This window comes from Streptomyces sp. NPDC050423 (genome assembly GCF_040655445.1).
Lineage (GTDB): Bacteria > Actinomycetota > Actinomycetes > Streptomycetales > Streptomycetaceae > Streptomyces.
Map to the genome: position 1 here is coordinate 81784 of NZ_JBFAJY010000023.1, position 21834 is coordinate 103617.

General features: G+C 71.0%; 24 protein-coding genes. 13 read left to right on the forward strand and 11 right to left on the reverse strand.

The genetic code is table 11. The annotated features are described in order from the left end of the window. Nucleotides 1–336: 336 nt before the first annotated feature. The 3 genes from AB0I52_RS18750 to AB0I52_RS18760 all read left to right on the forward strand — a co-directional run bounded on the left by AB0I52_RS18750 (nt 337) and on the right by AB0I52_RS18760 (nt 1909). Complete coding sequence (locus AB0I52_RS18750) at nt 337–792, forward strand: helix-turn-helix transcriptional regulator (protein WP_363073880.1); 456 nt, start codon at nt 337–339, stop codon at nt 790–792. 27 nt (nt 793–819) lie between these two features. Continuing rightward, on the forward strand, nt 820–1458 hold the full coding sequence (locus tag AB0I52_RS18755) for a hypothetical protein (protein WP_363073882.1): 639 nt from the start codon (nt 820–822) through the stop codon (nt 1456–1458). A 115-nt stretch (nt 1459–1573) separates the two neighbouring features. Continuing rightward, nucleotides 1574–1909 carry a DUF2516 family protein gene (locus AB0I52_RS18760; protein WP_362959637.1) on the forward strand — a complete coding sequence of 112 codons (336 nt, stop codon included), beginning with the start codon at nt 1574–1576 and terminating at the stop codon, nt 1907–1909. On the opposite strand, the gene AB0I52_RS18765 is transcribed toward AB0I52_RS18760, so the two are convergent. From AB0I52_RS18765 to AB0I52_RS18775, 3 genes are all read right to left on the reverse strand, one after another. Beyond that, nucleotides 1891–3234, reverse strand: a complete 1344-nt coding sequence (locus tag AB0I52_RS18765; protein ID WP_363073884.1) for a fused response regulator/phosphatase — start codon at nt 3232–3234, stop codon at nt 1891–1893. The two genes, AB0I52_RS18760 and AB0I52_RS18765, sit on opposite strands and share 19 nt — an antisense overlap. A 397-nt stretch (nt 3235–3631) precedes the next feature. Beyond that, entirely contained in the window at nt 3632–4693 is a 1062-nt protein-coding gene (locus AB0I52_RS18770; RefSeq protein WP_363073886.1) for an NlpC/P60 family protein, read from the reverse strand. Between the two features lie 241 nt (nt 4694–4934). Beyond that, nucleotides 4935–5711 carry a class I SAM-dependent methyltransferase gene (locus tag AB0I52_RS18775; protein ID WP_363073888.1) on the reverse strand — a complete coding sequence of 259 codons (777 nt, stop codon included), beginning with the start codon at nt 5709–5711 and terminating at the stop codon, nt 4935–4937. 226 nt (nt 5712–5937) lie between these two features. On the opposite strand from AB0I52_RS18775, the gene mshA reads away from it, so the two are divergent. Both mshA and AB0I52_RS18785 read left to right on the forward strand, forming a co-directional pair. After that, complete coding sequence (mshA, locus tag AB0I52_RS18780; RefSeq protein ID WP_363073890.1) at nt 5938–7302, forward strand: D-inositol-3-phosphate glycosyltransferase; 1365 nt, start codon at nt 5938–5940, stop codon at nt 7300–7302. Nucleotides 7303–7388: 86 nt separating this feature from the next. Beyond that, nucleotides 7389–7916, forward strand: coding sequence for a YbjN domain-containing protein (locus tag AB0I52_RS18785; RefSeq protein ID WP_363073892.1), 528 nt, complete (start codon nt 7389–7391; stop codon nt 7914–7916). A gap of 264 nt (nt 7917–8180) precedes the next feature. Here AB0I52_RS18785 and AB0I52_RS18790 read toward each other — a convergent pair whose 3' ends face one another. Continuing rightward, nucleotides 8181–9200 (reverse strand): aminoglycoside phosphotransferase family protein, encoded by a 1020-nt coding sequence (locus AB0I52_RS18790; protein ID WP_363073894.1) that lies wholly within the window; start codon nt 9198–9200, stop codon nt 8181–8183. A gap of 246 nt (nt 9201–9446) precedes the next feature. Between AB0I52_RS18790 and AB0I52_RS18795 the strand changes: the two genes are divergently transcribed. Then, nucleotides 9447–10229 (forward strand): hypothetical protein, encoded by a 783-nt coding sequence (locus tag AB0I52_RS18795; RefSeq protein WP_363073896.1) that lies wholly within the window; start codon nt 9447–9449, stop codon nt 10227–10229. 56 nt (nt 10230–10285) lie between these two features. Here AB0I52_RS18795 and AB0I52_RS18800 read toward each other — a convergent pair whose 3' ends face one another. The 4 genes from AB0I52_RS18800 to AB0I52_RS18815 form a co-directional block, all read right to left on the reverse strand. After that, nucleotides 10286–10528 carry a hypothetical protein gene (locus AB0I52_RS18800; protein ID WP_363073898.1) on the reverse strand — a complete coding sequence of 81 codons (243 nt, stop codon included), beginning with the start codon at nt 10526–10528 and terminating at the stop codon, nt 10286–10288. Next, nucleotides 10525–10773, reverse strand: coding sequence for a hypothetical protein (locus AB0I52_RS18805; RefSeq protein WP_362959612.1), 249 nt, complete (start codon nt 10771–10773; stop codon nt 10525–10527). Before AB0I52_RS18805 ends, AB0I52_RS18800 begins: the two co-directional genes overlap by 4 nt. Nucleotides 10774–10830: 57 nt before the next feature. Beyond that, nucleotides 10831–11622, reverse strand: a complete 792-nt coding sequence (locus tag AB0I52_RS18810) for a hypothetical protein (protein ID WP_363073900.1) — start codon at nt 11620–11622, stop codon at nt 10831–10833. 121 nt (nt 11623–11743) lie between these two features. Next, the gene (locus AB0I52_RS18815) at nt 11744–12502 is read right to left on the reverse strand and encodes a phosphoglyceromutase (protein WP_363073902.1); all 759 of its coding nucleotides are present in this window, start codon (nt 12500–12502) and stop codon (nt 11744–11746) included. 229 nt (nt 12503–12731) lie between these two features. On the opposite strand from AB0I52_RS18815, the gene AB0I52_RS18820 reads away from it, so the two are divergent. Beyond that, on the forward strand, nt 12732–14069 hold the full coding sequence (locus AB0I52_RS18820; RefSeq protein ID WP_363073904.1) for an MFS transporter: 1338 nt from the start codon (nt 12732–12734) through the stop codon (nt 14067–14069). Between the two features lie 75 nt (nt 14070–14144). Here AB0I52_RS18820 and AB0I52_RS18825 read toward each other — a convergent pair whose 3' ends face one another. After that, nucleotides 14145–14297 (reverse strand): hypothetical protein, encoded by a 153-nt coding sequence (locus AB0I52_RS18825; protein ID WP_363073906.1) that lies wholly within the window; start codon nt 14295–14297, stop codon nt 14145–14147. A 238-nt stretch (nt 14298–14535) separates the two neighbouring features. Continuing rightward, entirely contained in the window at nt 14536–15213 is a 678-nt protein-coding gene (phoU, locus tag AB0I52_RS18830; protein WP_024489694.1) for a phosphate signaling complex protein PhoU, read from the reverse strand. Nucleotides 15214–15411: 198 nt separating this feature from the next. On the opposite strand from phoU, the gene AB0I52_RS18835 reads away from it, so the two are divergent. Both AB0I52_RS18835 and AB0I52_RS18840 read left to right on the forward strand, forming a co-directional pair. Then, a complete protein-coding gene (locus AB0I52_RS18835) occupies nt 15412–16686 on the forward strand; it encodes an ATP-binding protein (RefSeq protein ID WP_363073909.1) in 1275 nt (424 codons plus the stop codon). After that, a complete protein-coding gene (locus tag AB0I52_RS18840; protein WP_362959596.1) occupies nt 16683–17363 on the forward strand; it encodes a response regulator transcription factor in 681 nt (226 codons plus the stop codon). Before AB0I52_RS18835 ends, AB0I52_RS18840 begins: the two co-directional genes overlap by 4 nt. Before the next feature lie 107 nt (nt 17364–17470). Here the strand turns inward: AB0I52_RS18840 and AB0I52_RS18845 are convergent, their stop codons facing one another. Then, nucleotides 17471–18148, reverse strand: a complete 678-nt coding sequence (locus AB0I52_RS18845) for a DUF461 domain-containing protein (protein WP_363073911.1) — start codon at nt 18146–18148, stop codon at nt 17471–17473. Between the two features lie 646 nt (nt 18149–18794). Here AB0I52_RS18845 and AB0I52_RS18850 point away from each other — a divergent pair. The 4 genes from AB0I52_RS18850 (at nt 18795) to AB0I52_RS18865 (ending at nt 21767) form a co-directional block, all read left to right on the forward strand. After that, a complete protein-coding gene (locus tag AB0I52_RS18850; protein WP_006380568.1) occupies nt 18795–19277 on the forward strand; it encodes a CarD family transcriptional regulator in 483 nt (160 codons plus the stop codon). Nucleotides 19278–19798: 521 nt separating this feature from the next. Further along, nucleotides 19799–20545 (forward strand): 2-C-methyl-D-erythritol 4-phosphate cytidylyltransferase, encoded by a 747-nt coding sequence (ispD, locus tag AB0I52_RS18855; RefSeq protein WP_363073913.1) that lies wholly within the window; start codon nt 19799–19801, stop codon nt 20543–20545. Then, nucleotides 20535–21074 (forward strand): 2-C-methyl-D-erythritol 2,4-cyclodiphosphate synthase, encoded by a 540-nt coding sequence (gene ispF, locus AB0I52_RS18860; protein ID WP_363073915.1) that lies wholly within the window; start codon nt 20535–20537, stop codon nt 21072–21074. The genes ispD and ispF overlap by 11 nt, the downstream gene beginning before the upstream one ends. 120 nt (nt 21075–21194) lie before the next feature. Beyond that, the gene (locus tag AB0I52_RS18865) at nt 21195–21767 is read left to right on the forward strand and encodes a GNAT family N-acetyltransferase (protein WP_363073917.1); all 573 of its coding nucleotides are present in this window, start codon (nt 21195–21197) and stop codon (nt 21765–21767) included. The last annotated feature ends 67 nt before the right edge of the window (nt 21768–21834 follow it).

The window sequence follows — 21834 nt, forward strand, 5'->3', positions numbered from 1 at the left end:
GCGATCCGTAGGGTCGTCGGACGGCTGTCCACGGGGATCTTCCGGGTCGATGGGCGTCTGCGCGACGGACTGGCGGCGTGCACCGGGATGTGCCGGGAACATCGCCGTCGCGGCTACGGCGAAGTGATCACCGTCGCCGCAGCGGCCGCTGTCCAAGAGCGGAGCGGGTTCGGCGAGACGTGGGCCCGGACCGGAGCAGCTTCGATGAGGTCGGCGCGGATCGCGTGAGGCAGGGGCACACCTGTCGCACAGGCTCAGACACCCGTACGAGTGGTTCGGAACACTTTTGCAAGCGTCTGCTTGCAAAAGTTAGCACCGAGGGTCCACCATCGAGGCATGGCATCACTCAACGTCGGCAATCTCGGCGAGTACCTGCGTGAGCAGCGGCGGACCGCACAGCTGTCCCTGCGGCAGCTCGCCGATGCCGCCGGGGTGTCCAATCCCTATCTCAGCCAGATCGAGCGCGGGCTGCGCAAGCCCAGCGCCGAGGTGCTGCAGCAGGTCGCCAAGGCGCTGCGGATCTCCGCCGAGACCCTTTACGTACGGGCCGGGATCCTGGACGAGCGGGAGCGGGACGAGCTGGAGACGCGGGCGGTGATTCTGGCCGATCCGTCGATCAACGAGCGGCAGAAGAGCGTGCTGCTGCAGATCTACGCCTCCTTCCGTAAGGAGAACGGGTTCGAGGACGAGCCCGGGGGCGAGGAGGGGAGTGCGTCCGGTGCGGACGCGCCCTTCAATGCCGACGGCAGTGCTGCCGATACAGCTTCAAAGCCTTCAAAACCCTCACACTGAGTCTGATGATCCGGGAGGACCACAGTCATGGCCATCACCGATGACCTGCGCAAGACCCTCACCGACCCGACCCCCCTCTACTTCGCCGCCGGTACGGCCGATCTCGCCGTGCAGCAGGCGCGCAAGGTTCCGGCGCTGATCGAGCAGCTGCGGGCCGAGGCGCCGGAGCGTATCGAGGCCGTGCGCAACACCGACCCCAAGGTCGTGCAGGAGAAGGTGACCGGGCAGGCCAAGGAGGCGCAGGCCACCCTCCAGGCCAAGGTCACCGAGGTGATCGGGGCGTTCGACACCGATCTGAAGAAGCTGGGCGAGAGCGCCCAGGACCTGGCGCTGCGCAGCGTGGGTGTGGCCGCCGAGTACGCGGTCAGGGCCCGGGAGACGTACGAGAAGGTCGCCGAGCGCGGCGAGCAGACCGTGCGGACGTGGCGGGGCGAGACCGCCGGGGAGATCGTCGAGATCGCCGTCGTCGTCGAGCCGCGCAAGGAGTCCAGGCCGGAGGCCGGGACGGCCAAGGCGGAGCCCAAGGCCGCGCCGAAGCCGGTCGCCAAGCCCGCGCCCGCCGCCAGGAGCGTCAAGGCGGAGGCCAAGCCCTCGCCCGCGTCCGCCAAGAAGGCGCCCGCGCGCAAGCCCGCCGCCAAGAAGCCCACGCCGCCCACCGGCAAGTAGCGCGACGGCCGGCAGGAGTGCCGGAAGGACGGTCGGGCACCTTTCGGGGTGCTCCGGCCGTTGTCCCGGTACCTTGGCCGCGAGGCGCTCATCCACCTACTAGGCGGTGCACATCATGTTGCTCGAAGGCTTCAATTCAATCCTCGGGCTGATCTACACGGCAATGCTGGTCCTTGCCGTGGTCGCCCTGATCATGGCCGCGGTCGTCCGCGAGGACGCCTACCGGGCTGCCGACAAGCGGACCAAGCCCTTCTGGCTGATCATCCTCGGCGTCACGGTGGTGGTGAACCTCTGGGTGCCCATGCTCTTCATCCAGCTCGCCGGGCTGGTCGCGACCATCGTGTTCTTCGTGGATGTGCGGCCCGCGCTCAAGGCCGTCACGGGCGGCGGCAACCGCCGCGGGGGATCGAGCAGCGACGGGCCGTACGGTCCCTACAACGGCGGGCGCTGAGCGCCTGCGGGTGACACCTGTCCGGGGCGGGGGCGCGGAATGCTCCGGCCCCGGTCGCCGTTGTGCGCCCTGCGGCGCACGATGTCCTCGTCGCGGTCGAGCAGGAGGACCGCGACGTCGTCCGTCAGTTCGCCGCCGTTCAGCTCGCGGACGTGGGTGACGGCCGCCTCCAGCAGGTCCTCGCCGGTCAGCCCCTCGGTCAGCTGGCGGTTGATCATCGCGACCATTCCGTCCTGTCCGAGGCGCTGCGTGCCGATTCCGGTCCGGCCCTCGATCAGTCCGTCCGTGTACATCATCAGGCTCCAGGAGCCGCCCAGCTCCACCTGCCGGCGCGGCCACCGGGCGCGCGGCAGCAGGCCCAGTGCCGGGCCGCCGTCCTGGTACGGGAGCAGGTGCGCGGCCCGCCCCTGGCGGGCGATCAGCGGTGCCGGGTGGCCCGCCAGGCAGAGGCCCGCGCGGCGTCCGTCGGGGGCGATGTCGACCGTGCAGAGGGTCGCGAAGATCTCCTCGCTCTCCCGTTCGTGCTCCAGGACCTGCTGGAGCGTGGAGAGCAGTTCGTCGCCGCAGAGCCCGGCCAGCGTCAGCGCCCGCCACGCGATGCGCAGCTCCACGCCGAGCGCCGCCTCGTCCGGGCCGTGCCCGCAGACGTCGCCGATCATCACGTGGACCGTGCCGTCGGTCGTACGGACCGTGTCGTAGAAGTCCCCGCCGAGCAGCGCACGGCTGCGGCCGGGGCGGTAGCGGGCGGCGAAGCGCAGATCGGAGCCGTCGAGCAGGGGCGTGGGGAGCAGGCCGCGCTCCAGGCGGGCGTTCTCCTGGGCCCGCAGCCGGGACTCGGTGAGCTGGTGCTGTGCGACGTCGGCGCGCTTGCGTTCGACGGCGTAGCGGATGGCGCGGCTGAGCAGCCTGCCGTCGAGCTCGTCGCGGAAGAGGTAGTCCTGCGCCCCCACCCGTACCGCTTCGGCGGCCAGCTCGGCGTCCTCCTGCGCCGTGAGGGCGAGTACGGCGTGCCGGGGCGCGATCCGCAGGACGTGCTTGAGGGTGGCCAGCCCGTCCGCCTCCTGCCCCTGCGCGGTACGTGCCTCGCCGCCGGACGGCAGGGCCAGGTCCAGCAGGATGCAGTCCACGTCGTCGGTGAGGAGCCGGCCGGCCTCGGTCAGATTACGGGCGGTACGGATACGGACCCGGGTGCCGGCCGCGGCCGGGAGTTCCGGGACGGTGAGGGTGCCCGCGGGGTCGTCCTCGATCACCAGGAGGGTGAGGTCGGCGCCATAGCTGGTCTCCGCAGCGGGAACGGAACGCTGCTGCGGTACGGGTACGGGCATCGAAATCGGGTTTCCTTCCCTCCCCCCGAGGGCGCGGCGGAGCGACGATCGACGACCCGCCAGACGGGGACGATAGCGGTACGGGATGTGGGAACGGAATGGCGCTCGATACGTGTCCGCCGTTCCGGAGCGGGCTTTAAGCCGCGGAAGGACGCAGATCCGGCGGGATGCGCCGGGGGCGCGGCCGTTTCCGGCACATGACAAAGGTCACGTGCCGCGCCGGGCCCCGGGTGGCGCGGGTCACGGCTGCGGGGCGGGGGTGGATCCGGGCCCGGCGGCGGGGCCGGAATCAGCGCCGTTTCCGGACTCCGCCCGCGCTTTGCCCGCGTCCGGCCCGTTCTCCGGCCGGCCTTAAGGGTGCCTTGAGGCTCTCTTAAGGCAGGCCGTCACCTGGCCGTCACTTGTCCGGGCGCACGACTCCGAGGATCTCCATCGAGCCCGCCCCCGCGAGTGTGACGTTGCGGCCGGGGCGCGGGGCGTGCACGATCGCGCCGTCGCCGACGTACATCCCGACGTGCGTGGCGTCACCGAAGTAGATGATCAGGTCGCCGGGGCGCATGTCCTTGATGGCGATGTGCGGCAGCTGCCGCCACTGCTCCTGCGAGGTGCGCGGGACCGGCCGCCCGGCCGCCGCCCACGCCTGGGACGTCAGCCCCGAGCAGTCGAACGACGAGGGGCCCTCGGCGCCCCATTCGTACGGCTTGCCGATCTGTGAGGTCGCGAAGGCCACCGCCTTCTTGCCGCTCGCGCTCGCCCCGCGATTGATCTCCTTCAGGGCGCCGGAACTCAGCCAGGCGGTCTGCGACTTGTACTCCGCCTGCTGTTCCAGCTCGAGGAGCCGGGCCCGCTCCTTCTTCTCCAGGCGGGACTCCAGCTTCTTGGCCGCCGCGATCTGCGCGTTGATCTTCTTCTTGGCCTTGGCCTGCTTGACGCGATTGGCTTCGAGCTTGGTCCAGTTGGTGCTGGCGTCCTGGGTGTACGTCTCCAGGTCCTCCTGGGTCCTGTTCAGTTCACCCAGGACCCCCTTGGCGGCCTGCTGGCCCTGGCGGGCCCGGCTGACTCCGTCCAGGAAGAGCTGCGGGTCGCCGCTGAGCATCAGCTGGGCACCGGCCGGCATTCCGGAGTTGCGGTACTGCTCGCGGGCCTGGGCGCCCGCCCTGCTCTTGAGGTCGGCGATCCTCGCCTGGCCCTCGACTATGGCCTGCGCCAGCTTGACGATCTCGCCCGACTGCTTCTTGGACCGCTCCTCGGCGAGGTTGTACGCGTCCGTCGCGGCCCCCGCCTTGCGGTAGAGGGCCTCGATCTCCTCGCGCACCTCTTCGAGGCTCTTCTTCCCGGACTTCGCCGGCTGCTCCGGCGCGGGGGGTATCGGAGCGGCGAAGGCCTGGACCGGTGCGGCCAGTACGGCCAGTGCGCAGACCAGCGTGATCGCCGCGGCGGCACTGTGGCGTCGGTTCACGAGCTCCCCCTCCGGACAGACCCGAACGGATCTGATTTACCGTCAGTAACTTATGGCACCGACGAGATCGTGCCATGCCGTACCGAAAAGCAACAGAGGCTCACACCTCTCCGGCACATTCCGGCTGGTCGCCGGTGCCGCAGACACGTTCCCCCGTACCGCTCCCCGTATCTGGGACGAACGGTGGCCGGCCGACGTTCCCGGCGGAGGGGGTGATCCTCCCCGTTCCCGGCGTGTCGGGCTACTGGCGGGGTTTCAGCGCCGCCCAGTTCACCGTGACTTCACCCTGGCGCCACCGCCGCACCCCGTCCGTCAGCGGCCAGTCGCCGGACAGCGCCCGTACCGCCGTGATCCAGCGCTGCCGGGCGCCCAGCGAGGCGTACGGCGACGCGGCGGCCCAGGCCCGGTCGAAGTCGCGCAGGAACGCGTGGACCGGCTCGCCCGGGACATTGCGGTGGATGAGCGCCTTGGGCAGCCGCTCCGCGAGGTCGGAGGGCCGGTCGAGGGAGCCGAGCCGGGTCGCGAAGGTCACCGTGCGCGGCCCTTCCGGGCCCAGCGCCACCCAGACGTGGCGGCGCCCGATCTCGTCGCAGGTGCCCTCCACCAGCAGCCCGCCCGGTGCGAGCCGCGCGCACAGCCGCTGCCAGACCGCGTCGACCTCGCCCTCGTCGTACTGGCGCAGCACGTTCGCCGCCCGGATCAGCGCGGGCCGCTCGGGCAGCGGGATCTCGAAGCCGCCGTGCCGGAACGTGAGGCCCTCGCGCTCGTACGGCTTCGCCGCGGCGACCCGGTCCGGGGAGATCTCGATGCCGACCACCGCGGTGCGCGGCTCGGCGTCGCGCAGCCGCTCCAGCAGTTCGACGGCGGTCCAGGGCGCGGCCCCGTACCCGAGGTCGACCGCGACGGGGGCGTCGGCGCGGCGCAGGGCGGGGCCGTGGGTGGCGGCGATCCAGCGGTCCATGCGGCGCAGCCGGTTCGGGTTGGTGGTCCCGCGGGTCGCGGTGCCGATGGGGCGCATGACACAGAGCGTAACGAGCGTCGTGCAGCGGATGCCGCACAGGCGTCGTGGCGACGCGCCGGAAACGCACTGTAATGATTTGGCAAAGCGGAAATGAAAGGAAGAGTTCCGCTGTTCCAGCCCTTCGAAGGGGCCGTGAGCCCCTTCGGTGCCATGCCTGAACGAGTCGGTTTCAAGTGCCTGAACGAGTCGGTACCAGTGCCCTGAACGAGGAGGACCGGACGACGTGAGCCAGTACGTCTCTCGGCTCGGCAGCAGCCGCGTCGCACCGCGTCTCAGGTTCCCCGCCGGTTTCTCCGGCTCCTTCCCGGGCGGCCACCGCAAGCCCCGCCGGATCGCCATGCTCTCCGTGCACACCTCCCCGCTGCACCAGCCGGGGACGGGCGACGCGGGCGGCATGAACGTCTACATCGTGGAGCTGGCCGAACGCCTCGCCGCGCTCAACATCGAGGTCGAGATCTTCACCCGCTCCACCACCGGCGCACTGCCGCCCGCGGTCGAGCTGTCGCCCGGTGTCCTGGTCCGCCACGTCGACGCGGGGCCGTACGAGGGCCTGGCCAAGGAGGAGCTGCCCGCCCAGCTCTGCGCCTTCACGCACGGCGTGATGCAGGCGTGGGCCGGCCAGCGCCCCGGCTACTACGACCTGGTGCACTCGCACTACTGGCTCTCCGGCCATGTCGGCTGGCTCGCCGCGCAGCGCTGGGGCGTCCCGCTCGTCCACGCCATGCACACCATGGCGAAGGTCAAGAACGCGTCGCTCGCCGAGGGCGACACCCCCGAGCCCGCCGCCCGGGTCATCGGCGAGACCCAGATCGTCAGCGCGGCCGACCGGCTGATCGCGAACACCGCGGAGGAGGCCGACGAGCTCGTCCGCTTCTACGAGGCCGATCCGCAGGCGGTGGCCGTCGTCCACCCCGGAGTCAACCTGGACCGCTTCCGCCCGGCCGACGGGCGGGCCGCGGCACGGGCCCGGCTGGGGCTGCCGCAGGACGCCCTGGTCCCGCTCTTCGCGGGCCGCATCCAGCCGCTGAAGGCCCCTGACGTGCTGCTGCGCGCGGTCGCCGTCCTGCTGGAGCGCGATCCCTCGCTGCGCTCGCGCATCGTCGTGCCCGTCGTCGGCGGCCCCAGCGGCAGCGGGCTCGCCAGGCCGGAGGGGCTGCACAAGCTGGCCGCCCGGCTCGGTATCGCGGACGTCGTACGGTTCCACCCGCCGGTCGGACAGGACCAGCTCGCCGACTGGTTCCGGGCCGCGTCCGTGCTGGTCATGCCCTCGTACAGCGAGTCCTTCGGCCTGGTCGCCATCGAGGCCCAGGCGGCGGGCACCCCGGTCGTCGCGGCGGCCGTGGGCGGGCTCCCGGTGGCGGTACGGGACGGGGTCAGCGGCTTCCTGATCCCCGGCCACGACCCGGAGGCGTACGCGGAGGCGCTGGCGCGCTTCGCGGACGCGCCGGAACTGGTCGCCCGCATGGGCGGCGCGGCCGCCGCGCACGCCCAGCGGTTCGGCTGGGACACGGCGGCGGCGGCGACCGCGGACGTGTACACGGAGGCGATGCAGGAACACCGGCGACGGGTGCGGTCGCGCCAGGTGTGAGGTCGAGCCGTGGGTGAGGTCGGGCCATGAGGTACGCGGCGGCCGGCGGATGTGGCGCCGCCCGTGGCGCGACGTACGCTCGGACCATGGCTGACGCACCCGATGAAGCGGCAACGACGCAGGTCACGCAGGTCACGCAGGTCATCGAGGCGGCGCTCGACGATGCCGGGCTCGACTGGGAGAGCCCCGCGCCCGGGAGTTACGTCGTCCAGCTGCCCGGCACCCGCAAGCTCTCCACCACCTGCTCGCTGCTCGTCGGCACGCACTCGCTCTCCCTCAACGCCTTCGTCATCCGGCACCCCGACGAGAACGACGCAGCGGTGCACCGCTGGCTGCTGGAGCGCAACCTCCGCCTCTTCGGCGTGAGTTACGCGATCGACTCGCTCGGGGACGTCTACCTGGTCGGCAAGCTGCCGCTCTCCGTGGTCACGCCCGAGGAGCTGGACCGGCTGCTGGGCGTGGTCCTGGAGGCCGCCGACGGCGCCTTCAACCCCCTCCTGGAACTCGGGTTCGCGAGCGCGATCCGCAAGGAGTACGCGTGGCGGGTGTCGCGCGGCGAGTCCACGCGGAACCTGGACGCGTTCACCCATCTGACCCAGCGCCCCGCCGGCTGACGGGGAGAAGCAGCCGCTGGTCAAGGTCGCCCGCCCGGATGCCGCCATCGGGATCGACCCGGGCATCAGGACCCTGGCCGTCCTCGCCGACAGCGACGGCACCGTGACCGAGGAACCCAACCCCCGCCACCTCGAACGCGCCCAGAAGCAGCTGCGCGTGCCAGCCGTGTCGTCTCGCGCCGGCGGGGTCCCGACCGGCGCACCGGACAGCAGCCCTCGTGCCGGTGGGAGAAGGCGAACCGGGCCCGACCGTCGGCGCTGCGGTCACCGCCCTGTCCGCAGCGCGGACTCCACCTCGCCGAGGGCCGCTTCGAGCCGCGGCGCGACCTCGTTCCACGTCCACTCCAGATCCGCCCCGGCCGTCTTCCGCGGCACGGTCTCCACCAGCATGATCAGGTAGAGGTACGAGCGGTAGAGCGCCAGCCGCAGCCGCAGCGAGTCACCGAACTCCACCGGGCCGCCCGGCGCCGACGCCCCGTAACCGTCGAGGAAGTCCTCGTCCTCCTCGATGTTCCCGAAGAGGGCGAGTGAGACGAAGTCGGCGGCCGGGTCGCCCCAGAACATCCGCTCCCCGTCGATGATCCCACCGATCCGCCGCGCCCCCGGCTCCCCGGTGACCAGGATGTTGCCCTGCCACAGGTCGAAGTGGACCAGGGCGGGGCGCGTGACGTCGTCCAGTACGTACGAGGCCGCGCCGAGCAGTCCGCGGATGTCCGGCGCCGCACGCGGCAGCCTCGCCGCGTAGGTCAGCGCGTCGGCCAGCACGGCGTCCGTCATCGTGGTGAACGCCTGCCGCCAGGTGGGCGCCAAGGGGGCGAGTGCCGCTGACGGGTAGCCGAACCCGCCGGGTGCCGGGACGGTGTGCAGCCGGCCGACGGCCCGGCCCAGGTCCCCGCGCAAGCGCTGCTCCTCGCCGTCGGCCATCGCGCCGGTGACCTCGTGCCAGGGCCGCCCGGGGCACGACGTCATGATCATGTACGCGCCCTCGGGGGCGGCCGGGTCGAGCCCGCTGTGCACGACGCGGGGGACCGGGGTCCCGTCGGCGAGGCCGGCCGCCGCGGTGTAGAAGGCGACCTCGTTGACCAACAGATCGCGCTCGTACCCGAGATGGGTCCCGGCGGTGGCGGGCGGCGGGGTCTTCACCACCCACTCCCGGCCGTCGGTGAGCCCGACCCGGGTGACGGCGTTGTACGTGCCGCCGGTGAGCGGGTCGCACGAGGCGATCAGCTCCGGTGGCACACCCACGGACCCGAGTACGGCGGACAGGGCGGAATCGATCGGCATCAGCGGACCCCCTTCGGACGGTCACCCCGGGGCGAGTTGCCGACGACCGGGCCGAATACCCAGCTCAGAGCGTTCTCGGAGTGATCACGACGTAGTCACGATCAGGGGCGCTGCCCGGTCTGACGGATTGCCAAACCACAGACGCCTCATAGAGTTGGCACACCCCCACGATCTCCCCAGGCCGCGCCGAACCCGGCGCCGGCCGCTCTCGTGCGGGCGAAACGACCTGATACAGAAGGATGGGCCATGCGACCCACTGCCATACGCCGTACCGCTGTCGCCGCGACCGTGATGTCCCTGGCCCTGCTCACCGCGGCCTGCGGTTCGGACACGGCGGACAAGGACGGCGGCAACAAGGGCAAGGCGGACGAGTCCGCTTCGGCCAAGCCCGCCGCCGCCAAGGCACTGACCGCCGCCGAGCTGGAGAAGGCCTCGCTCGCGCAGGGCGACGTCAAGAGCCACAAGATCACCAAGGCCGGTCCCGCCGACGCCGTTTCCGCCGGTGACGTCACCGCGGACAAGGCCGCCTGCGATGTCTTCGCCGACACCCTGATGGGCGCCAAGGCCGGTTCGCCCGCCGCGTCCACCCAGCGCAAGGTGATCAGCGAGCCGAAGAAGGGCGCCGACCAGGACAGCGCCGACCCCGAGGAGGCGTTCAAGGCCGCCTTCGACATCACGACGACGCTCACCACGCTCTCGTCCTACGAGGGCAAGGGCGCCGAGGAGGCGGTGGCCGCCCTGCGGACCGCCGCGACCGGGTGCGCGTCCGGCTTCACGATGAAGGCGGCCGGGTCCAAGCAGAAGATCGTCAAGATCACGGAGGAGCAGGTCAAGGCCGGCGAGGACGCCGCCGCCTGGACGGTGACGATCGAGTCGGACGGCGACAAGAGCACCATGAAGCTCGTGCAGGTCCGCCAGGGCGCCACGGTCGCCTCGTTCTCCTCGCTCAACCTGGCCGCGGCCTCCTCCGGCGGCGACTTCGAGTTGCCGAAGGCCGTGATCGACGCACAGGTCGCCAAGCTGGTCTGACCGCCGGCGCCCGACCGACCACTACTGGCCTGACCGACCGCTGCCCTGCCCGCCGGTCAGGGCAGCGGGACGAGCCGCACCACGGTGACGGTCAGGACGGACCCGGAGACGTAATAGAGCACGATCGCCCCGGCGACGGTGGCCTCGCGGCGGTCGTGCTCCTCCTTGACGGCCGACGACCCGTGCCCGTACGGCTCGCGTCCCAGGGAGCGTGCCATCTGGTCCCGGAAGGTGTCGCCGTCCGGCATCTTGGCCAGGGTGTCGTCGGCGGGTGGCGCATAAGAGATCCGGAAGCTCAAGCGACGCTCCGCCTCTCGGCCTCGTCCCGCGCCAGCCGGTCCAGAATGCGTTCCGCCTCGGGATCGGGCACGGCCTCCAGCATCCAGTGCCGCATCACGGCCTGGATGTCGTGCACCCCGGCCTCGTTGATGGCACGGTCGAACTCCTCGCGTCTCGCCTCGGGCAGGGCGGCGCGGATGGCCGGGATGCTGTTGGGCACCTCGACCTCGGCACCGCCGACAAAGGTCTTCAGAGGCTCACCCATGGCCGCTCTCCCGATCTCCCCGCATGCGCCACAGAGTACGACGCCGGGTACGGGCCGTCACCTCCGCCCGCGCCACCACCGCGACTTGGCGGCCGGCGCGGTGCCGGCCCCGGCGGCGGACTGCTCGGGCAGCTCCCGTACAGCGGCCCGGATGCGGTCAAAGGTGGCGACGGGGTGCCCCGGCCCCTCGCTCGGCAGCAGGACACCGAGGCAGACCAGCTGGAACCGGTTTTCCTCCAGGTGGAGTCCGACGAAGACCGGCGCCCCGGCACAGCCCTTCGGGGCGAGGCTGGCCCACACGAACCCCTGACCGTCACTGCCGCGCACGACATTCCCGACGATCACGGCCTGTTCGCGCTGTGTGCGGTCCGCCCCCACGTCGTGTCCGAGCACGTACGCCGGTATCGGACCGTCACCCAGCCGGGCGATGTCCTCGGTGGTCGCGGCCGTCCCGTCGGTGATCTCGTCGGTCGCCCAGGCCCACTTCTTCCGGCGCGCGAGGGCGTGCAGCACTGCGGTGGGCAGTACCGAGACACCGGAGTCACCGAGGGGGATCCAGCCCTCCTGGAACCGCAGCATCATCAGGGCGCCGGCACTCATGGCGGTCTCGGACAGACCGGGCCGCAGCCGTATCTCGGCGAGGTCGTAGCGGGTCAGCGCCCCTGCGGTCAGCAGGTACTGCCGGTACGTCGCGTTCCCGTCATCGTCCTCGGTGAGGAGATCGTTGAACCAGAACGCCGTCCCGAAGGCGTCGCCTCGGTGGGCCTGTTGGTACGGCAGCGTGCAGCGACCACTGCTGCTGACGATGGCATCGATGATGGAGCCGTGATCGGCCGTCTGTTCGGGCATGGGAACAGAACTTAGCGGAGTGCGGGCGACTACGGCCGGGGCGGCGCCTTGGGCGCCGACGCAGCGGGGCCCCGCCCGTGGATGAACCACGAGCGGGGCCCACGTGTGCGGGGGAGGGCTGTTACTTCTTGCCCTGGTTCTTCACGGCCTCGATGGCGGCCTTCGCCGCGTCCGGGTCGAGGTACGTGCCGCCCGGCTTCAACGGGCGGAAGTCCGCGTCCAGTTCGTACGCGAGCGGGATGCCGGTCGGGATGTTCAGGCCCGCGATGTCGGCGTCGGAGACGCCGTCGAGGTGCTTGACCAGGGCGCGGAGGCTGTTGCCGTGGGCGGCGACCAGGACCGTGTGGCCGGCCAGCAGGTCCGGGACGATGTCGTCGTACCAGTACGGCAGCATGCGGACGACGACGTCCTTGAGGCACTCCGTGCGCGGGCGCAGCTCCGGCGGGATCGTCGCGTAGCGCGGGTCGCCGCTCTGCGAGTACTCGGCGCCGTCCGGGAGCTCCGGCGGCGGGGTGTCGTACGAGCGGCGCCAGAGCATGAACTGCTCCTCGCCGAACTCGGCGAGCGTCTGTGCCTTGTCCTTGCCCTGGAGGGCGCCGTAGTGGCGCTCGTTCAGCCGCCAGGAGCGGTGCACGGGGATCCAGTGGCGGTCCGCCGCTTCCAGCGAGAGCTGGGCGGTGCGGATCGCGCGCTTCTGGAGCGAGGTGTGTACGACATCGGGAAGCAGGCCGGCCTCCGTGAGCAGCTCACCGCCGCGGACCGCCTCCTTCTCGCCCTTCTGGGTCAGGTTGACGTCCACCCAACCGGTGAACTGATTCGTCGCGTTCCATTCGCTCTCGCCGTGGCGGAGGAGGATCAGCTTGTACGGTGCGTCGGCCATGAGTCCGAGCGTAATCGAACCCGTGCGGGCCGCGCGCGCCCGGCCACGGAGCGGACAGCGGGACGGGGAGCCGGGCGGGAGTCAGGGGCAGTCGGCGGGCTTCGATTGACGGCAGGCGTCAATCGGGTGGCAGGGCGGAATCCGCGGTTCGTAATGTACGGATCGGTGGCGGGCCTCTTACCTCTTACCCGCGCCGATCCGATTCCTTACGTCCCCGGGGGGAACCCGCATGTCTGTCGCCGGTCTCAGGCGGGCCACCCGTGACACCGTCTCCGGTCTCCCCAGGGAGTTCTGGTGGCTGTGGACCAGCACCCTGGTCAACCGGCTCGGGGCCTTCGTCGCCACGTTCATGGCCCTGTACCTGACCCTGGACCGCGGTTACTCCGCCTCGTACGCCGGTCTGGTCGCCGCCGTGCACGGGCTCGGCGGGGTCGTCTCCTCGCTCGGGGCCGGGGTGATGACCGACCGGTTCGGGCGGCGGCCCACGATGCTGGTCGCGCAGGTCTCGACGGCCGTGTCGGTGGCGGTGCTCGGCTTCATGGTCCACCCGGTGGCCATCGCCGGTGTCGCCTTCTTCGTCGGCATGTCGAGCAACGCCTCCCGCCCCGCCGTGCAGGCGATGATCGCCGACATCGTGCCGGCCGAGGACCGGGCCCGCGCCTTCTCCCTCAACTTCTGGGCGATCAACCTGGGCTTCGCGGTCTCCTCGGCCGGTGCCGGGTTCGTCGCGGAGTACAGCTATCTCGCCGGCTTCGTCGGCGAGGCGGTGATGACGCTGGTCTGCGCCGTCGTCGTCTTCATGAAGATCCCGGAGTCCCGCCCGGAGAAGGCCGCCGCGCGTACCGCTGCCGGAGCGCCGGGCACCTCGGACGCCTCGGGCACCTCGGACGCCGATGAGGTGCGGCTCGGCACGGTGCTGCGCGACGGGCGGTTCATGGGCGTCGTCGGGCTGTCCTTCGTCATCGCCCTGATCTTCCAGCAGGGGTACGTGGGGCTGCCGGTGGCCATGGGGACGGACGGGTTCAGCAGTTCCGACTTCGGTACCGCCATCGCCGTCAACGGCGTGATGATCGTGGTGCTCCAGATCCCGGTCACCCGACTCATCCAGCACCGCGACCCGCGCCAGCTGCTCATCGTGTCGTCGCTGCTGGCGGGGTACGGATTCGGGCTGACCGTGTTCGCCGGCTCGGTCGCCGTGTACGCGCTGACGATCTGCGTGTGGACCGTCGCCGAGATCATCAACGCACCCGTGCAGAACGGCCTGGTCGTCCAGCTCTCCCCGGCCCACGGCCGGGGCCGCTACCAGGGCATGTACACGCTCTCCTGGGCCGCCGCTGCGCTGGTCGCCCCGCTGCTGTCCGGTGTGGTCATCGACCGCTTCGGGGCCGGGTGGCTCTGGGGGATGTGCGCGGTCCTGGGCACCGTCGCGGCGTTCGGATACTGGATGCTGATGCGGAATCTGCCGCAGGAGGGCGTGACGGTGGAGAGCAGCGGGCCCACCGTCGGTGCCGAGGCCGGTGCCGAGGCCGGTCCCGGCCAGGAACCCGCCGTGGAGCGGACGCCCTGAATCGGGACGCCGTCACCCGGACGGCCGTACGCGGCGGGCGCCCCGCGCGGGGCGCCCGCCGGTGCTCCGCGTCCGTCAGCCCGAGCAGCCGCCGCACTGGCACGGCGCTCCGGACTGGCATCCGCACCCGCAGCCCGAGCCGCAGCCGCAGGCGCCGAGGACGGCTCCGCGCGTCACGTCGGCGGCGGGTGTCTCCTGCTGGGGTTCGGTCGTGGGGGAATCGGCCATGGTTCCTCCTCAAGGCGTACGACAGGGCCGTAGGCCCGCAAGGAGCCCACGACCGGGGCGCACGGACAAGTCGTGCCGCCCCACCCCATTGCATGCCCACCCGGGCAGGCGCATCAACGGCGCACATGCGCAGGAACGCATGTGCGAGGCAATGCGCCGTCGTACGCCCGTCGCCCCTCCCCGCTACGCGCCGTCGTACGCCCGTCGCCTCCCGGCTACGCGGGTATGTGGCTGTGGGCTACGCGCCCTCCACCGGTGCCGCCTGCTGGATCTCGTCCGCGTGCTCACCCGTCACCAGGTACACGACGCGCTTGGCCACCGACACGGCGTGGTCGGCGAACCGCTCGTAGTAGCGGCCGAGCAGCGTCACGTCGACGGCCGTCTCGATGCCGTGCTTCCACCGGTCGTCCATCAGGTGCTGGAACAGCGTGCGGTGCAGCAGGTCCATCTCGTCGTCGTCCTGCTCCAGCTGGAGCGCCAGATCGACGTCCTTGGTGATGATCACCTCGGCCGCCTTGGCCATCAGGCGCTGCGCCAGCTGCCCCATCTCCAGGATGGTGGCGTGCAGGTCGTGCGGCACCGCCGCCTGCGGGAAGCGCAGCCGGGCCAGCTTGGCGACGTGCTGGGCGAGGTCACCCGAGCGCTCCAGGTCGGCGCTCATCCGGAGCGAGGTGACCACGATCCGCAGATCGGTCGCCACCGGCTGCTGGCGTGCCAGCAGGGCGATGGCCCTGGCCTCCAGGTCGTGCTGGAGGTCGTCGACCTTCTGGTCCGCGGCGATCACCGTCTCCGCGAGCTTGAGGTCGGCATCGAGCATGGACGTCGTCGCCCGGCCGATCGCCGACCCGACGAGCCGGGCCATCTCGACCAGCCCCTCGCCGATCGAGTCGAGTTCCTCGTGGTACGCGTCACGCATGGGAAGTCCCTCTCCAGTCCTTAACCGAGGCCGGGGCCAGCTCTGAACCCCACGCTCCTACGGTGACGTGGGTACGCGTCCGGATCCGACCGGTCAAGTGAACCGGTGCTTGCTCCTCGGTGAACTCTGGGCGACGAGTGTTCGAGTAGGCACTCGGATGGCTGGGAGAGTGTCCGCCGGGCCGCATAACCTGGAGGTATGGACGTGAACGCGGCGGTCGCCGCAGCTGCTGCGATCGCCGGGGTGTGTACCGGTGTGATCGCGATGCTGGCGTTCCGCTGGAGCGAGCGCGACCAGAAGAAGCCGACGCGTACCTCCCTGCGGCCCGACAGCAATGCCCCCCTGCCTCCCGGGGTCGACACGGTCCTGTCCGTGCTCAGCTCCTCCGCCGTCGTGCTCGACGAGAGCGACAGCGTCGTCAAGGCCAGCTCCGCCGCGTACGCGCTGGGACTGGTCAGGGGCGGGCGGCTCGCCGTCGAACCGATGCTGAACATGGCCAGGGACACCCGCCGTGACGGCGAGATACGGCAGGTGGAACTGGACCTCCCGCGCCGCGGTACCGGCCGGGGCGAGGCCCTCGCGGTCTCCGCCCGGGTCGCCCCCCTGGGCTCCCGGCTGGTCCTGCTGCTGGTCGAGGACCTCACCGAGGCCCGCCGCATCGAAGCGGTACGGCGCGATTTCGTCGCCAACGTCAGCCATGAGCTCAAGACCCCGACCGGAGCGCTTTCCCTGCTCTCGGAGGCCGTCATGGACGCCTCCGACGACCCGGAGGCGGTGGAACGGTTCGCGGGCCGGATGCAGATCGAGGCGACCCGGCTCACCAACCTCGTACAGGAGCTCATCGACCTCTCCCGGGTGCAGAACGACGACCCGCTGGAGGACGCCGAACCGGTCCGGGTGGACGAACTGGTCGCCGAGGCCATCGACCGCTGCCGGCAGCAGGCCGGCTCCAAACAGATCACCATGGCCGCGGGCGGCACCGCCGAGCTCCGCATCTGGGGCAACCGCGGCCAGCTCGCCGCCGCTCTCGGCAATCTCGTCGAGAACGCCGTCAACTACAGCCCCGCCCGCACCCGCGTCGGCATCGCCGTCCGCCGGGTGACGGTGTCCGGCGGGGACGAGATCGAGATAGCCGTGACCGACCAGGGCTTCGGTATCTCGGAGAAGGACCGCGAGCGGGTCTTCGAACGCTTCTACCGCGTCGACCCGGCCCGCTCACGGGCCACCGGTGGCACCGGCCTCGGCCTCGCCATCGTCAAGCACGTGGCCGCCTCGCACGGCGGGGAGGTCACGGTCTGGAGCTCGGAGGGACAGGGCTCCACCTTCACCCTGCGGCTGCCCGAAGCGCGCGCCGTACGGGAACGGGACCGCACATCAGGCGGACCGCTCATCGTCAACGGCGACGAGGGGCCCTACCCGGCCGCCGCCCCCGACACTCTTGATTCATTCCCTGCCCCGGAGGCTCTTCCGTGACCCGAGTGCTTGTCGTCGAGGATGAGGAATCCTTCAGCGACGTCCTGTCCTACATGCTCCGCAAGGAAGGCTTCGAGGTCGCCATCGCGGCCACGGGTCCCGACGGTCTGGACGAGTTCGAGCGCAACGGCGCCGACCTCGTGCTCCTCGACCTGATGCTGCCCGGACTGCCCGGCACCGAGGTGTGCCGGCAGCTGCGCAGCAAGTCCAATGTCCCCGTGATCATGGTCACGGCCAAGGACAGCGAGATCGACAAGGTCGTCGGCCTGGAAATAGGGGCCGACGACTATGTGACCAAGCCCTTCTCCTCGCGCGAGCTCGTCGCCCGCATCCGCGCGGTGCTGCGCCGCCGCGGGGAGCCGGAGGAGGTCGCCCCGGCCGCCCTGGAGGCGGGCCCCGTCCGGATGGACGTGGACCGTCACGTCGTCACGGTCTCGGGCGGGAAGGTCGACCTCCCGCTCAAGGAGTTCGACCTGCTGGAGATGCTGCTGCGCAACGCCGGCCGGGTGCTGACCCGGATGCAGCTGATCGACCGGGTCTGGGGCGCCGACTACGTGGGCGACACCAAGACGCTCGACGTCCATGTGAAGCGGCTGCGCGCCAAGATCGAGCCCGACCCGGGCGCGCCGCGGTTCCTGGTGACGGTGCGGGGTCTCGGGTACAAGTTCGAGCCGTAAACCGGCCCGCTGCCCTGAGGGGCGATAGCAGGGGCGATACGTACGGCTGAGGCGCCTCCCGGTCCGGGAGGCGCCTCAGCCGTATGCGCGCGTGCGGGGGAGTGCGGTCAGCCGTTCGGCTGGGCCGAGTCGGACGCCGCGTCGGTCGGCGTGGTCGTGTCGCTCGACGAGCCCGGCCCGGAGGGGGTGTCGGACGAGGCGCCGGCGGTCCCGGACGCGGAGCCGGTGGGCGTGGCGTCGGCCGAGGGCGTCGCGTTCGGCGGCTTCGGGAGCGCGCTGGGGCCGAAGCCCTCGAAGTAGCTGGTGGCCGGGACGACGATGACGCCCAGCGGGATGTCGCCGGACTCGCTGAACTTGAAGACCAGGTTCTGCACGTTGCCGTCCTGCGTGGCCTCGCTGCCGTTCTCGATCACGGCGGCGGCGTTGCCCTGGCCGCCGATCACCACCCGGCCGCCGGCCGGGACGACGACCGGGCCCGAGCCCTTGGCGGCGTGCAGCTGCACGGACGCGCTGGTGCCGGTCAGGGCGATGCCGTCGAGGGTCTCCGCCTTGGTGCTGTTGTTGAACAGCGTGGCGATCACGACGGCCGGGCCCTTGGCGTTGCGGTCCGGCTGGGTCACCACGTTGGCGTTCTGGATCTTGATGGCGCCGGCCGAGGTGGCGGCGTTGTCAGGCCTGACTTCGAGCGTCTGCGCGTTGTCTCCCGCACCACATGCGGAGAGCGCGGCGATCGAGAACGCGATGGCGGTGGCGGCGAGGGCGCCGTGTCGAAGGCTGCGGCTCACGGCGGTGGCAACTCCTTGAACGAGCGGACGTACGGACGAGGTCGGGCGAGTACTTCGGGCGAGTGGTGCCGAAGCCGCCCCAAGGGTGTGACAGCGGTCAGGTTACCGAGCCGTCGTCCCGGCCCCGCACCCGACCCGCCCCCCGGCGCTCCGGGGATCGGGGACCGGCTCGCGGGGCGGCCCGGGGGCGATGATTCGCAAGCCGCTCACATAACACGCTTGATCAATTCCTCCGGACGTTCGGCCCGCGCTTCCTGCGGATGTTCCACCCGTCTTGGTGTGCCCCGGCGCATTCATTGCGGATAATCCACGCGATGGCCCAACGTTGATCAATTTCATTGGTCATCGGCACTTACCGCCGTACGGGTGATCGATCCTCGAACGGCGCACGGAAAGTTCACCATCTTGAACCCGGCAAACCGGGACGTTAGGTCTCTTCCGAGCGGGTTCCGGCAGGTGTAACGTCCGCGTTTCTCCCTGCCCGTACAGCGGCTCCGACCTGCGAATACCGTCTCCGGCGAGCCTTCCGCAGCACGTACGTGTCGCAGTTGTCAAGCCCCGAGATATGCCCTGACCTGCGAAAACGCCATTCAGGAGAAGCTGTTCTCGTGTTACTCTGGATAGCCACGGAAGGGGTACCTGTCACATGACGTTCAAGGTTGGCGACACCGTGGTCTATCCCCATCACGGGGCCGCGCTGATCGAGGCTATCGAAACTCGCCAGATCAAAGGCGTGGACAAGACCTACTTGGTGCTCAAGGTCGCTCAGGGCGACTTGACGGTGCGTGTACCGGCGGACAATGCGGAGTTCGTGGGTGTGCGTGACGTTGTCGGGCAGGAAGGGCTGGACCGGGTCTTCGAGGTGCTTCGCGCGCCGTATGCCGAAGAGCCGACGAACTGGTCCCGACGCTACAAGGCAAATCTCGAGAAGCTCGCCTCCGGCGATGTCATCAAGGTCGCGGAAGTTGTTCGTGACCTGTGGCGTCGTGAGCGCGAGCGTGGACTCTCCGCAGGTGAGAAGCGCATGCTCGCCAAGGCTCGCCAGATCCTGGTGAGCGAGCTCGCTCTCGCGGAGAACACCAATGAGGACAAGGCCGAGGCTCTGCTCGACGAGGTCCTCGCGTCCTGAATCGGATCGCACCGGTCTGAGGCGTGAATAATGTGCCGCGGTGCCCGCTGACCAGCCGTATGAACGGCGTGTCGTCGGGCGCTGCGGCATGTTCGGATCCGGATTCCGACGGTTCGGCCGATGGTCTGCCGATGGTGGTCTGTCGGCGGTCCGGCCGATGGCCCGATCGGTGGTCCGGCCGGCTGGATTCCGACGGCCCGACTGCGGATTTCGGACAGACGGATTCCAGACACATTCCGGATTCCGGGCACAGGGATGCCGACGGGCGGTGAGGCCCGAGCACCCCGGATGTTGTTCTCGATGCGCCGACGCATTGGCCTCGTCGACGATCCCCCGGTACTTTGCTCGCGATCTTGTGAAGTCGACGTGTCAGGCCGATCCCGAGCCGGCCGGGCGGTCCTCGTCTCGCCCGGGGTCACGGAAAGGGTCCCGGTCGAGTCATGGCGTAGCGCCCGGCTCGATTGAGGCCATACCCACGTCGGCCGTGGAGACAAACATGCCGATGCTTCGGAGTGCAACCGATGTCTGATCAATCGCGTCCCTGCCGCACCGCCGCCGTGATTCCCGCGGCCGGCCGCGGCGTACGGCTCGGCCCCGGCGCCCCCAAGGCGCTCCGTGCGCTGGGCGGAACCCCCATGCTCGTCCATGCGGTACGGGCCATGGCGGCCTCCCGCCAGGTGTCCCTGGTCGTGGTGGTCGCACCGCCGGGCGGTGCCCCCGAGGTCAGGAATCTGCTCGACGAGCACGCGCTGCCCGAGCGCACCGAATTCCTCGTCGTTCCCGGTGGCGACACCCGCCAGGAGTCGGTGAGGCTCGGCCTGGACGCGCTGCCCGCCGATGTCTCCGCCGTCCTCGTCCATGACGCGGCCCGCCCCCTGGTGCCCGTCGACACGGTGGACGCGGTGGTCGAGGCGGTACGGGACGGGGCGCCGGCCGTCGTCCCGGCGCTGCCGCTGGCGGACACCGTCAAGGAGGTCGAGCCGGGTGCGCCGGGGGAGCCGGAACCGGTGCTCTCCACGCCGGTGCGGTCCAGGCTGCGGGCGGTGCAGACCCCGCAGGGCTTCGACCGCGACACGCTGGTGCGGGCCCATGAGCGGGTCGCCGTCAGCGGCGAGGGCGCGACCGACGACGCGGGCCTGGTCGAGCAGCTCGGGGTGCCCGTCGTGGTCGTACCCGGCCACGAGGAGGCGTTCAAGGTGACCCGGCCGCTGGACCTGGTCCTGGCCGAGGCGGTACTCGCACGCAGGAGGGCGAACGATGGCTTCTGAGGAACACGCCGTACCGGTGGAGCACGCCGTACCGGTGGAACGCGTCGTACCGGTGATCCCGCTCGTCGGGATCGGCACCGACATCCACGCCTTCGAGGAGGGCCGCGAGCTGTGGTGCGCGGGTCTCCTGTGGGAGGGCGAGGGCCCCGGGCTCGCCGGGCACTCCGACGCGGACGTCGTCGCGCACGCCGCGTGCAACGCGCTGTTCTCGGCCGCCGGGCTCGGCGACCTCGGGCAGCACTTCGGCACCGGGCGCCCCGAGTGGTCCGGCGCCGCGGGGGTCATGCTGCTGACCGAGGCGGCCCGGATCGTGCGGTCCGAGGGGTTCGAGATCGGCAACGTCGCCGTCCAGGTCGTCGGCGTACGGCCGAAGATCGGCAAGCGGCGCGACGAGGCGCAGAAGGTGCTGTCCGCCGCCGTGGGCGCGCCCGTCTCGCTCTCCGCCGCCACCTCCGACGGGCTCGGCTTCACCGGCCGCGCGGAGGGCATCGCCGGGATCGCCACCGCACTGGTCTACCGCACGGCCTGACCTGCCCCGGAGCCGTACAGCGGGCCCGGCCGGCCATCGGGCCCGCAGCCTTCTTGCACATCAGTCGCACGTACCCTGGTACGGCAATGAGGTGACGCGAGGGAGTGGAGAGGCGCCGGGATGAGTACGACGACGATGGCCGCGGTACGGGCCGATGCCGACGGATACGTCCTGCGCACCGCCACTCCACGTGACATCGGCGGGGCGCGGGCCGTGATGCTCGACACCGTCTACCGCGACCTGAGGTCCGGGTACGTGCCCCGCTGGCACGCCGACATCATCGACCCCGAGGCCAGCTACCTGCGGCCCGAGCGCTGCACCCTGCTGGTGGTCGAGCGCGACGGCGAGATCGTCGCGACGGGCGCCGTGCGCGACCGGGGGCCGCAGGCGCCGCCCAATCCGCAGTGGGTCGCGGACCGCTTCCCGTCCGGCACCACCGCCCAGCTGTGCCGGATCTACGTCCGGCCGGAGCACCGCAGGCACGGGCTGGCGCGGCGGCTGGTGCGCGAGCTCCGCGACTTCGTCGCACGGGCCGGCGGGTACGAGGCGGTCTATCTGCACACCGACCCGGCCGTGCCGGGCGCCGAGCCGTTCTGGCGGTCGCTCGCGCGGGAGGTGTGCGACGAACGCACCCTGCCCGGCCGCGGCCAGAGCATCGTCCACTTCGAGCTGCCGATGCCCGACGCCCGTTGAGGCGCCCGTCGAGCTGTCCCGTGGGCCGCTCACTGAACCACTTTAAGTGACAATCGTTTTCATATAA